The organism is Devosia sp. Root685 (assembly GCF_001427875.1).
Taxonomy (GTDB): domain Bacteria; phylum Pseudomonadota; class Alphaproteobacteria; order Rhizobiales; family Devosiaceae; genus Devosia.
Genome location: NZ_LMHK01000001.1, coordinates 1,316,186 through 1,328,528 on the forward strand (window position 1 = coordinate 1,316,186; position 12,343 = coordinate 1,328,528).

Annotated in this window: 9 protein-coding genes; 5 read left to right on the forward strand and 4 right to left on the reverse strand. The window is 60.7% G+C overall.

Going from position 1 to position 12,343, the window contains the following annotated elements; translation table 11 throughout:
- Nucleotides 1-2: 2 nt before the first annotated feature.
- Both ASD83_RS06320 and ASD83_RS06325 read right to left on the reverse strand, forming a co-directional pair.
- Nucleotides 3-1,673, reverse strand: a complete 1,671-nt coding sequence (locus tag ASD83_RS06320; RefSeq protein WP_056308940.1) for a GMC oxidoreductase — start codon at nt 1,671-1,673, stop codon at nt 3-5.
- Between the two features lie 10 nt (nt 1,674-1,683).
- On the reverse strand, nt 1,684-2,592 hold the full coding sequence (locus ASD83_RS06325; protein WP_056308942.1) for a sugar phosphate isomerase/epimerase family protein: 909 nt from the start codon (nt 2,590-2,592) through the stop codon (nt 1,684-1,686).
- A 304-nt stretch (nt 2,593-2,896) separates the two neighbouring features.
- On the opposite strand from ASD83_RS06325, the gene ASD83_RS06330 reads away from it, so the two are divergent.
- Nucleotides 2,897-3,952: an AraC family transcriptional regulator gene (locus tag ASD83_RS06330; protein WP_056308944.1), complete on the forward strand. Its 1,056-nt coding sequence runs from the start codon at nt 2,897-2,899 to the stop codon at nt 3,950-3,952.
- A gap of 13 nt (nt 3,953-3,965) precedes the next feature.
- On the opposite strand, the gene ASD83_RS06335 is transcribed toward ASD83_RS06330, so the two are convergent.
- Nucleotides 3,966-4,934 (reverse strand): MBL fold metallo-hydrolase, encoded by a 969-nt coding sequence (locus ASD83_RS06335; RefSeq protein WP_056308946.1) that lies wholly within the window; start codon nt 4,932-4,934, stop codon nt 3,966-3,968.
- A gap of 200 nt (nt 4,935-5,134) precedes the next feature.
- Here ASD83_RS06335 and ASD83_RS06340 point away from each other — a divergent pair, with 200 nt between their 5' ends.
- The 4 genes from ASD83_RS06340 to ASD83_RS06360 all read left to right on the forward strand — a co-directional run bounded on the left by ASD83_RS06340 (nt 5,135) and on the right by ASD83_RS06360 (nt 10,798).
- The gene (locus ASD83_RS06340; RefSeq protein WP_056308948.1) at nt 5,135-7,138 is read left to right on the forward strand and encodes a primary-amine oxidase; all 2,004 of its coding nucleotides are present in this window, start codon (nt 5,135-5,137) and stop codon (nt 7,136-7,138) included.
- 248 nt (nt 7,139-7,386) lie between these two features.
- Nucleotides 7,387-8,985, forward strand: a complete 1,599-nt coding sequence (locus ASD83_RS06350) for an APC family permease (protein ID WP_156385781.1) — start codon at nt 7,387-7,389, stop codon at nt 8,983-8,985.
- A gap of 56 nt (nt 8,986-9,041) precedes the next feature.
- On the forward strand, nt 9,042-10,220 hold the full coding sequence (locus ASD83_RS06355; protein ID WP_056308953.1) for an amidohydrolase: 1,179 nt from the start codon (nt 9,042-9,044) through the stop codon (nt 10,218-10,220).
- A gap of 71 nt (nt 10,221-10,291) precedes the next feature.
- Nucleotides 10,292-10,798 carry a MarR family winged helix-turn-helix transcriptional regulator gene (locus tag ASD83_RS06360; RefSeq protein WP_056308955.1) on the forward strand — a complete coding sequence of 169 codons (507 nt, stop codon included), beginning with the start codon at nt 10,292-10,294 and terminating at the stop codon, nt 10,796-10,798.
- Here the strand turns inward: ASD83_RS06360 and ASD83_RS06365 are convergent.
- Entirely contained in the window at nt 10,795-12,336 is a 1,542-nt protein-coding gene (locus tag ASD83_RS06365) for an indolepyruvate oxidoreductase subunit beta family protein (RefSeq protein ID WP_056308957.1), read from the reverse strand. The two genes, ASD83_RS06360 and ASD83_RS06365, sit on opposite strands and share 4 nt — an antisense overlap.
- Nucleotides 12,337-12,343 lie beyond the last annotated feature (7 nt).

Genomic DNA, 12,343 nt, shown 5'->3' on the forward strand with positions numbered 1-12,343 from the left:
AGTCAGGCATGGGCAGCATCGAGGCGCCCCGAACGCATTTCATCCGCCAGGCGGCGACAGGCACGCACCGTCAGTGCCATCACGGTCAGCGTCGTGCCCGAAAGGCCGCTACCGGCAAATGCGCTGGCGTCAGTAACCAGGAGATTGGGAACATCCCAGCTCTGGTTCCAGCGATTGAGCACCGAGTCCTCAGGCCGTTCGCCCATGCGTGCGCCGCCGCTTTCATGGATGGCCGATCCCATAACCATGGTCTTGCGGAAAAACAGCCGGAACAGCGCCCGGCTTAGGGGATCCGCCTTAGGATAAGCCCCCGGCCCCATTTCCACCAGACCAAGCGGTGAACCGAGAAACTCGAACTCGCCGCCGGCCCCCTTGATCATATCGAGCAGCGCCGCGTTTTGTTCGCGCATCGTCAGCTCATCGCTCGAATGCATGGCACAACGGATATGCGGCACCGGAATGCCCCACGCGTCCTTGCGTCGCTTGTCGAGCGTCACTCTGTTGTGCGCATGCGGCATCATCCGGCCAAAGCCGAAAAACGCCCAACGCGATGCGGCACCGTCAGCGACCGGACTTCTGCCTATTGCGCCTTGAAAGGTGAAATCTCCCGCGGCTGTACTATCATCAGCGTCGGCAGGCGATATGAATACACCACCAGAGGCGGCGTAGAAGGGATCCTGCAGTGCCGTCTCGTCCTTGCTCCAGCCGGGTGAAGGCGGGAAACTGCCTTGGGCGACATTGGGCAACTGGTCCATGAAATAGCGTCCGAGCATGTCCGAAGTGTTGCCCAGCCCGCGCGGATGGCGCGTCGAAGCCGAGTTGAGCAAAAGCCGGATGCTTTCGATTGGCGACGCGCAGACGACGACAGCAGCAGCATCGACCCGGCGAACGGCGCCCGTTGGTCCGTCGAGATACTCCACGCCAGTGGCGCGGTTGCCCTCCCCGTTTGTCAGGATGCGCCGCACGATGGCGTTGTGCCGCACTTCCAGCAGACCGGTGGCCAGCGCATCGCGCATGGGCCGATACACCCTTTCTGGATCAGGCGCTATATAACGCCAGGAAACGACGTGATGGCGCGGATATTTCGCCTCGATGATACCCTTAAAGGCCGCCTCGGCTTTGCTCAGTCTGGCCTGTTGCGCATAAATGCCGTCCGGCATCGTTGCGAGCCCATCCGTGTTGCCAATGAGGCCAAGGCACTGCTCCACCTCATCGTAGAACGGGGCAACATCCGCGTAACTGATGGGCCAGTCTACCCCGGCATTCTTGCGGCTGCGGATCTTGAAGTCGTCATCGGACCAGCGCAACAGCACGCGACCGAAGCTATGCAGCCGCCCCCCGCCCTGTTTGCCGCGAATCCAGAGGTAGGGCGCGTCGGGCGGCGTCGTGTAGGGGTTCTTGCGATCGTTGACGAATAAATGGCTCATCCATTTGCGGAAAAACACGGCCCGTGCCTGGACACCCTGGCCTTTGAGCGTCGCCTCAGCTCGCTCCATCACATTCGGATCACGCTTCGGCCCGACCTTGCGCGCCGGATCGAAATCACTGGGCGACAGGGATCGTCCAGCTTCAAGCATGAGCACCTTCAGTCCCTGGGCTGTCAGTTCCCTGGCGGCAAAGCTTCCGGAGGCGCCGGAGCCAACCACCAGCACATCATACTGCGCGTCCTGCATCGAGACGGTCCTAGGATACGATCGGCTTCTTGAGGCCAGACAGCCACCGCGCACTCGCCTCGGCGGAGGCAAACGGGGACATGGTGGGAAAGTCCACTTCGGCAATCAGCCAACCGTCGAAGTCAGGTCCTACCGCGCCGATCATGGCGACGAGGTCGAGCTCGCCCAAGCCGGGTTCGGCCCAGAGCCCGTCAACTACGGTTTCGCGATAGGTCTTGCCTGCAGCCTTAGCGGCGTCGCGGACGGAAAGGCGGCAATCCTTGATATGCATGACCGTGACGCGGTCCCGATAGTCACGAACCAGCCCGACGACGTCTGCCCCCGCCCATGACAAATGGCCGGTATCGGGACCAAAGGCCAACTGAGAGGCGGAAATGGCATCAAGGATCTGGCGGGCTTCGCTTTCCGTCTCGCCCCAGCACCCAACGTGAGGGTGGAAAGCTGCCAAAACACCTTCTTCGCGGATAACCGCCGAAACCTTATCTAGGATGGACACCACCTCCGAGAATTCGGAACTCGCGATTGAGGCTCCTATGCCTGGCCTTTCTACGCGAAGAGGGTTCATACGCGGTGACATGAACATGTCGGTGAGCCCGAGAGCAGCGTGCTGGGCCGCGCTCTTCCGAGCATTTTCGCAGGCCACATCGACGCTGACACCGTGGTCAGGCAGTCCAAGCGAGAAATAGCCCGGCGCCGGCTGCAGCCCGGCTTGATCAAGTGCGTCCTTATATTGCGGCACCGTCCAGTCCGGGGGGACTTGGGCGTGGATCGCCTTAAACCCGGAGCGGGCAACTTCAGACATGATTTCGCGAGGCGCCGGCCCCGAATTGGGATTGAGCCAGCCATCTGCGGTAGCAAACCATTGAATAGGATTCAGCGCGACACGGTAGCCGCCATCCATGCGCGATGTATCATTCATTGGATTTCTCCGTTCTGCCCGTGAGGGTTGCTTGTCATGTGAGCGGGGTGGGACCCGGTATCGCGTCGACGCCAACCTCGGTGCGCCAAAAGCGCTGCTCGCTACGATCCTAACGCGCGCCATGGTAGCGCGAAAATGAAAATGAGGCCTCTGGCCATAGCTTTGAGGCATGATGCTCATGAGGAAATTCGGTCCGAAGCTGACATGCGGATTGCACTGGCAGGCTAGACGGCAGGTATAACAGGCATATTCTGAGCAAAGGCCGCGCCTAATTCAGAGGGCCAGCTGTTCCTGGAGGGCACTCATGCTCGGAGAAGTGGTTGCAGCGCATCATGGGCCATCCTCCATCCGGGCCTTTTTCCTCGAACCAGCCCTTGCCGAATTGCGACGGTTGCGGCTTCCGATTCAGAGCAGGCTGAAGCAGTTTGGGTTGACGCTCTCCGACGTCAGCTCGCCTTATGCCTGGGTGCCGCTGCGATGCCACACCGAACTACTCGAAGCCGCCGCGCGACTAACCCAAAACGAATATCTCGGTTTCGAGATTGGGCGCCGTTTCGACGCTCAAAGTCTTGGCCCGTTTTCGGCTTTGCTTGCCAATGCACGCACCCTGGGCGAGGTCTTCGAGCTATATCGCAGCTTTCAATCGGTTTGGCAGGCGAACACCAGTTTCGTAACGGAGCGCTATTCCGACGTAACGCATTATGTCTATGTCATCGACGATCCAACTATATGGCCTCGCCGCCAGGACGCGGAATTCACGATCGCCGCGTTGGTCACGCTGGGCCGGCATCTCGGGTTAACCAAATGGTGCCCGGAGGCAGTGGAGTTCGAGCACCCGCTACCCGCCGATACGCGACCGCTCAAAGCGTTCTTCAATGCGCCTGTCTCAGCAAACCGCGACGCGAACCGGATCATCGTGTCCAATTCGGACTTGGACCGCCCGTTGCCCCGAAACAAAGATGGGCACGAAGAGGCCACAAACGTGCTCGAGCGCCATTTGCGCGACCTCATGAGTGCGGACCACATGAATAGCCCGACGCATGACCTCGTCGACGCCATCAACGCGATTATCAACCGGCGTATGGGGCGTGCCCATCTTGACATCGGAGCGGTAGCCCTTGAAGTCGGGACGTCGGAACGCAGCCTCCGTCGACACCTGGAACAGGCAGGCAAGAGCTTTCGCGACCTGGTTCAGGAACAACGCCTCCTCAGGGCGAAATCTCTTCTGAGCACCGGGCGGACGTCTGTTGCCGATGCCGCGGCAAAGCTGGGCTATGCTGACGCCGCAGCCTTCTGTCGCGCGTTTCGCGATTGGACCGGGATTTCCCCCATGCGCTACGCCCGGCAGCGCAAGAGTTGATCCAGCTGAGCCATTAAACGCGCTGATATTGAAACGCCCCGTCCTCGTCCCGCCACTTCTGCATGCGGCCCGTCGCGACAAGATGGTTGAGCAGTGCGGCGGCCATCGCGTAGTGGATGTCCAATACCTGTTGGCCTGAATTCACGCGAAATAGGGCGGATAGCAAGCCCGCGCCGGTAATCGGAACGTCTGCCGCCTGCCAGGCGCGATTGAGCCGCCGCTCATAGGAAGCCAGATGACCGGTTATCCGGTCGCCGACATTTTGAAACGGCGCGCCATGACCCGGCAAGGCGATGATGGCACTATCGACATCCGCCCAGCTCCGAAGAAAATCCAGCATCCTGCCGAGCGGATCGGCATCGGGGGCATCGATGGCGAGCCCGACATACGGGGTCATTTCCGGTAGTATCTGATCTCCAGTTATCAGTAACCCGTGCTTTTCGTCCAAAAACAACGCAGGCGCGACGGAGTGACCGCCGCCAAGTCTGACGAGCCATTCACGGCCGCCAACGCCGAGGCGCGCGCCTTCGAGCAGTGGACGGTGATGAGCGGTCGGGATCGTCGCCCTGCCGCCCAGGGGCCTTGACGGACTGGCACCGGAACGATGCGCACCCATCTCGCGCAAGAAGCCTTGCCGCAGCAAGGCTGCATCAGAGGGCGTAAGCGCAAATGCGGTCCGAGCTATGTCCATCTCTGCGTCGCTGACGTAAATGGGCAGTCTGTGTGCCTGCTCGAAGTGGTGCGCGAGACCCACATGGTCGGCATGGGCGTGAGTGCAGTAAACCCCGGTCAAGCTTTGCGTACAGTCCAGCTCATCCCACACGCGTCTCGTGCCCGTGTCATCCTTGCCGGTGTCGAAGAGAATATTCTCATCCGCCAACCAGGCATTCACATGCTGCAGCGCGGGATTGTCGGACTGCATCGGCAAGATGATGCGACGCATCCCTGCTTGGTCGAGGCGTTGTTCAGTCGAAAGCGCCATTGGGAAGTTGCCTGGTCTGCGGACGGCCACGGGTGCCGTCCGCTCCTACCATCGCCCGAAACAGCCGGTCCAGCGTCGTCGCAGGACGAACTCAAAAATTTGGCCCGTGGCCGAAAATGCAAAGAACTTGGCCGGGCTTGCCTACTGCCTGCCGTCAATCGCGTGCCAATCTTCGCATAAGAAGACTGGCAGGTGATGACATGCTCAATACGCAAGACAAGACCAATGCGGCTCAGATTTCCGTTGTTCATCCACTAGACCCGTTGACGTTCGAGGAGATCCGCCAAGCTTGCGAGATCGTGCGGGCGGACACAACCGATGCTACTCTGCTGCGCTTTCCATGGGTCGAACTGCTTGAGCCGGTCAAAAGCGAGGTGGACGGATTTTCTGCCGGCAGCGCATTTTCCCGACGTGCGATGCTGGTCACCCTGGACACGGGCACAGGTGCGACGACGGAAGCCATCGTCGACTTGCGCAGCAACAAGTTAGAGAGCCGCAAATCGATTGCGACGGACCACGAACATGGCCAGCCGCCGATCCTCGTCGAGGATTTTCATCGCGCGGCTGCCATCGTCAAAGCCAATGCCGATTGGCGTCAGGCTCTAAAACGGCGCGGCTTGACGGACGAGGAAATTGATCTGGTTCAGGTCGATCCTATTTCGCCCGGCTATTTCGATTTTGAGCCGTACAAGGGACGCCGCATCCTGCGCGCAGTCACCTACTATCGCGCCTACGAAAAGGACAATGCTTACGCTCATCCCGTCGAAGGGCTGGTTGCCGTGGTCGATCTGATCGAAGGGGCGATCATCTCGCTGGAAGACGATGGGCGCAACGTGCCGATCCCACGCCGCCAGTACAATTATGAGACGGCAGCTCTCGGCGCGCCACGGACCGATCTCAAGCCGCTGGAAATCGTCCAGCCGGACGGACCGAGCTTCAGCGTCGATGGATGGAAGGTTACCTGGCAAGACTGGGAATTCCGGGTCGGCTTCACGCCGCGCGAAGGCGTGGTTTTGAGCCAGCTTGGCTTTCGCAATGACGGCCGCGTACGGCCGATCATCTATCGCGCAAGCATCACCGAGATGGCCGTGCCCTATGCAGACCCGACGCCCCAGCACTTCGCCAAATGCGCGTTCGACGCTGGCGAATTTGGGCTAGGCAAGCTCGCCAACCAGTTGGAGCTGGGGTGTGATTGCCTGGGTCACATCCACTATTTCGACGTGCCGGCAAGCGACGATTTTGGTCAGCCCTTCATCATGAAAAATGCCATTTGCATGCATGAGGAAGACTACGGCATCCTTTGGAAGCACAACGAATTCCGCAGCAATGTCAGCGAGACGCGCCGGTCGCGCCGCCTGGTCATCAGCTTCTTTGCCACTGTCGGCAACTACGACTATGGCTTCTATTGGTACCTATACCAGGACGGCACGGTTCAGCTCGAGGCGAAGTTGACCGGCATCGTTCAGACCGCTGCGCTGGAGAATGGCGAGCGCTACAAGTATGGCGGCATGATCACGCCGGACCTTGGCGGCCCCAGCCACCAGCACTTCTTCAACGCGCGCCTGCATATGGCCATCGATGGGACCGGCAATAGCGTCACCCAGCACGAGTATCGAAGCGTGCCTATGGGCGAAAAAAATCCCTTCGGCAATGTTTTCGAGGTGGCATCGGAACTACTCGAAAACGAAGCAGACGCTGCGCGCAATGCCGATGGCGCTACGGGCCGCTACTGGAAAGTCATAAATCCCAACATCACCAACGAGGTCGGTAACCACCCCGGCTATAAGGTGGTGGTCATGCCCTCACCCACCCTTTTGGCCGATCCCGACGGTTCGGTCGCCAAACGCGCCGGGTTTGCTCAGAAGCACATCTGGGTCACGCCCTATGCGCCTGAGGAGCGGTTCGCCAGCGGTGACTATCCGAACCAGCATGGGGGCGAATGTGGCTTGCCGGTTTATATCCGGCAGAAGCGCAGTATCGTGAACCAGGACATCGTGCTTTGGCACAGCTTCGGACACACCCATGTGTGTAAGCCGGAGGACTTTCCGATCATGCCGGTCGAATATGCCGGCTTCACGCTCAAGCCGAACAACTTCTTCATGACCAGCCCGGCCATGACGATCCCACCGGCCGGCAAACATCATCCCGGCAAGTCAGGCAGCTCCGACGCGTGCTGCCATGGGCCCACCGATACCTCGAATTGACCAAAAGCGCCGTCTGAACTTCAGGCGGCGCTGACCTTTTGCGGAGGAAGCGATGATTTGCTGCGCAACACTCATCTTCACTTTAAAGCTGGCCTGGACCGCTGCCAGGGCTCGCCCCGTGACGTGCACAGCGTCAGGCAGCACATGCATGGACACCTCCCCTCAAAAACCGGCATGGCTGCTGCTGGAAATCGGGGTAGCTACCGGTCTGCTTCTGCTCTTGTGCCTGGCCATCGGCGGCTTGGCATTTGGCCAGCCGCCCTCTGCGATCATCGGCAACATTCATCAAATCGGCTGCCTGGCTTTGGGAAGGTTGGGAGCACCTTAAATCGAGCACAATCGCCGCCGGTCGAGGGAAAGGACCGGCGGCGAGAACAATCAACTGGGGAACGCAAATGACAATATCTGAAGGGGTTCGGCGCGACCACGCCGACGAACGTTTACAGGGCGGCCAATTGGGCACCACCTCGGTCGTCTTCATGGTGCTTGCGGCGAGTGCGCCGCTCGCGGTCGTGGTGGCGCTGATGCCGATCGCTTTTGCCTATGGCAACGGCGCCGGCCTGCCGGGCGCCTATTTCATCGCTGTAATGGCTATGATCCTATTCGCCATCGGTTACGTGAGGATCATTCCATTCGTAAAAAATGCCGGGGCCTTCTACGCCTATATCGCTGCGGGCTTCGGGAAGGAGATCGGCTTGGCTGCGGCCTTCATGTCGGCAACAGCCTATTTCACGCTTTGCGGTTCGACTTTGGCAGCGCTGGCATTTTTCTGCGCCGACCTGTTCAAGACCATGACCGGCATGGACACACACTGGGCCGTATGGGGCATCCTGAGCACGCTCCTCATCTTCTTTGTTTCGACCCGCAAGATCACCTCCGCCGCCATTGTGCTGACCCTGGTCCTGCTGACCGAAATTGTCGTCATCGTTGCGTTGGACATCGCGGTTTGGGTGCGCCTGGGGCCGCCGGCTTTCAACCTCAGCGACTTTTCCATCCCGAGCGTTTTTGCGCCTGGCCTCGGCATCGCCTTGATCTATGCATTCAACGGCTTGGCTGGCATCGAAGGCACGGCGATCTACCAGGAAGAAGCCAAGGACCGCACAAGGACGACCAAGCGCGCAACGTTCATCGCCCTGCTGCTGGCTGGAGTTTTCTACATTCTGACGGCCTGGTCGCTGGCCAGCGCAGTCGGTAGCGGCCATGTGGCAGCAATCGCCGGTGCCGACCCCGGACATTTCGTCTTTGCGCAGGCAAATGACTATCTTGGCGCCTGGAGCGGCACCATGTTCAGCATCCTGGTCATCACCAGCGCCTTTGCGGCGTCTTTAGGCCTCTTCAATAACGCGTCGCGCTACGTTTTTGCCCTGGCCCGAGATAGGGTGTTGCCTGCCACTTTTGCCAAGACCCACCCTGTCAATCATTCCCCCCGCAATGCGGCGGTGCTTCTTGGAAGCATCCTTCTCGTTGTGATCGTGCTCTCTGCGGTGAGCGGGCTCGACCCGCTGCTCAATGTATCACCGGCCTTGATCGGCATCGGGTCGATCAGTCTGATGTTGCTGATCGTTTTGACCTCGTTTGCCATCGCGGTGTTTTTTGCGCGCAGGGGGGAGATATCCATAGCAAAGACGGCCGCACCCGTCGCCGGCGGCGTAGTTGTCGGCATTGCCAGTTGGATGGCGATTACAAACTACTCTGCCCTGACAGGTGTCGATTCTCCTGTGGTCAACAGCCTGATCTGGGTCGTCCCCGCCACTGCGCTGATCGGGTTCTGCCTCGCGGTATATCTTCGTGCCGCCAAACCCGAGACCTACGGCAATATCGGCGCTTCGCGCGTGGAAGCGGCGTGATCATTAGAGGCCGGGCGCTGCCCGGCCATTTTGACGGGCTTAGAAGGGAAGTCGAGATGAACGACCGAATTGAGAAGCTGGTTGACGGGGTCCGCGACCAAGTCGTCGGCTGGCGGCGGCACCTGCATGCCAATCCCGAGCTCTCTTTTCAGGAGCATGAGACCGCAGCCTTCATCGTTGAACGCCTACAGGAAATCGGTGGCATCGAAATCCTGCGCCCGTCCGGCACAAGCGTTGTTGGCCGGCTCAAAGGGAATAGACCCGGTCCGACGATCGCCATTCGCGCTGACTTCGACGCCCTTCCTATCGAGGAGGCCACCGGTGCGGCTTATGCCTCGCAGAGGCCGGGCGTGATGCACGCCTGTGGACACGATGGCCACACCGCCATGCTGCTCGGCACAGCGACGGTCCTGTCGCAACTGCGTGAGGATTTCGCCGGCGAGATCCGGCTTCTGTTCGAGAATGGCGAAGAAACCCCGCCAGGCGGCGCTAAAGGGATGATCGAAGGGGGCGCCATGGATGGGGTCGACCGCGTGATCGGCCTGCACTTATGGTCGCCACTCGAGGTCGGCCAACTCCACATCAATCCGCGGCGCATGATGGCGGCCTGCGACATTTTCCGCATCGAGGTCAAAGGCATCGGCGGCCATGTCGGCGCACCGCACCGCGCTGTCGATCCGATCGCCATCGGTTGCCAGATCGTCACCAATCTCCAGCATTTGGTGGCTCGCGAAATCGATCCGGTGGAGGCTGCCGTAGTTGGTGTCACCGAGTTCCATGCCGGACAGTCCGTCGGTGTCATACCGGCCACGGCTGTCATCAGTGGCGGCACCAACATGTTCGATGCCAGAGTACGGGACCTGATCGAACGCCGAATCGGTGAGATTGCCAGCGGCATATGCTCTGCCCATGGCGCCACCTGCGACTATGCCTATACCCGCGTCTATGACGCCGTGATCAACGACCCGGCGACCGCCGGTATCGTCACCACCACGGCACGCGGCATCTTCGGATCGGAAAAGGTCGAGGAACGCGACCCGATCATGCCCGGAGAAGACTTCTCGGCCTTCGGCCAAGTGGCGCCGTCCTGCTTCATTCTCGTGGGTGCAGGCAATAGTCGAAAGGGAATAACGGCGGCGCATCACGACGCGCGTTTCGACATCGACGAAGACGCCCTGGACATTGGCGTGCGGCTTTCCGTAAACGCTCTTCTCGCATTGCTCAGGCATGGCTGACCCATAAACTCTCCCCGCGCCGCGCCGAATCCTCTATTGCATGAGGCATGAAATCGGCGAGGGGGAGAGAAATGGCTGACGATGTTCACGACCGTCGATTGAGCCCGGTGCCGACGCTCGAAAGCCTCGGACTTCAGGACTTTGCACCGTTCCTCGTCAACCGTATTGCCGCTACCTACAATAGTCAGGTGCAGGAAATGCTGCACAGCCATGATCTGACGACGCCCAAGATGCGGACCTTGGCCGTGCTCGCCACGCAGGGCGCTCTCACCGTTAATGAGCTGGCTTACCTTGCGGTGTTCGAGCAATCGACAATGAGCCGGACGCTGGACGCATTGGAAAAACAGGGTTTTGTCCAGCGCGAACAACGCGCCACCGACATGCGCGTGCGGGAGTTGCGCATCACCGGGGCAGGCCGTGCCATATTCGAAAGTTTCTGGCCGGCGCTTTATCGTCTTTATGACGATATGTTCGAGGGCGTGGCGCCCGCGGACCGCGAGCGGCTTATTGATACCCTGCACAGGGTGCTGGCCAATCTCGACCGTACTCCGCGCAAGGGCGGCGAGGCGCAAGACTAGGCTGGCGCACTGTCAAAGCTGTGGATCGTCTGCAACGCTGCATCGAGCGTGGTTCCGGCTTCGTCGGCAAGTGCGGCTTGCACCAGCCGCCCAAGCCATTGACCGCCATCGTCTCGCATCGACAGTAGCGGCACTGCCGACATCACCTTATCGAACTTGGTCAGCCCGCGGCTGTGGGTATCGGAATATCCCTTGATCAACCGACGGGCACCCAGAACTGCCGTCGCGAGATCGTAATTGGTTGGAAGGACGGCCGTTGCCGTATCCAGCCAGCGCGCCGCATGCGCCATTTCCATCTCGTGCCGCAGCATGCCGCGCCGCATGGGCTTGAGCGCGGAAACGACGTAGAGCCCGGCAAACCAGAACAGCGTTCCCGTTTTGACGTGGCGCCCCTTGCTGACAAAGCGATCTAGCCCATCGTATAGCGGCTTGTTCGCGGTGAGCCAGCGGCCCATCCCGGCCGGCAATGTGCCCGTCACTTCTTCCATGCGCGGATGCATGTATTCGGTGGTGTAGACGACCTGCTCCGCCTTGGCGCCGATTTCGTTGCGGACGCGCTCGAACCGGGTGGCGCGCGTCTTGAGGTCCGCAACCCGGACGACATCGTCATAGGTCAGGGCATTCGCGACATATTTCGCGCCGGCCCCGGTGAAGGCGTAGTCACGATTGGCGCCGCCGGCCTCGATATCCAGCTTGTGCAGGGCGGCCAGACGATCGAGATACTCCTCGCCATAGCGCGGGTCCTGCCAGTCGACGACTTTCTTCAGGCCGGCAAAGGCAATAGGCTGAACGCTCGGGGGCACAGCCGCGCGCAAGCGGACAAGAAGGGCGTCGAGCTTGGGATGAGCCGAGGTGGCCGGCAGGGCCAATTCGATTGGGTCAGGCTTGCGCTGCACCGGATCGGCGGCGCCCTGCTCGGCGCGCTCGAAAGCCGCTGAGAACGCGCGGAGGCTCGCTTCGACACCCTTGCCGCCGGCGCGGATCGCGTCCTCGAAGGCTGCGCGTGCGAACGGCAAAACGCCGGCGCCCGCCAAGGCGCCGAACATGGCCGAGGAAATGACGCTGCCGTTCTTTTCAGCGAGGCGCTGCATGTCGAAGACGATGCTGCGCCGTGCGGCGATACCGGACGCATCGGCCACCATCTGCGGATCGCTGGTGCCGTCGCCGGGCACTTCCTTCTCACCGACCGCATAGGAGCGATGCGTGGACGCAATCAATGTGGTGCGATCAGGCGTCACGAGCCCACGCATCATCGAGCGACCCGCTTCCATAAACTCCGCTGCCAGCACGATATCGACATCGCCAGGCGTGGGCATGAGGGAGAGCACGGGCATCTTGCCGTCGGCGCTGGGGCGCAGCAGCTCGACATAATAGATCGTGGCGCCAGTTCGCTGGGCGACACCAGGCACGGATGTCGATTGAGCGGCCCAGCCCTGGGCCTCAGCCATCGACACGATCCAGTCCGCCAGCACACCGCCCCCCTGTCCGCCCATGGCAAGAATGGCGATGGCGATTGGCTTTTCAAATGGGACAGTCATAGTCCTT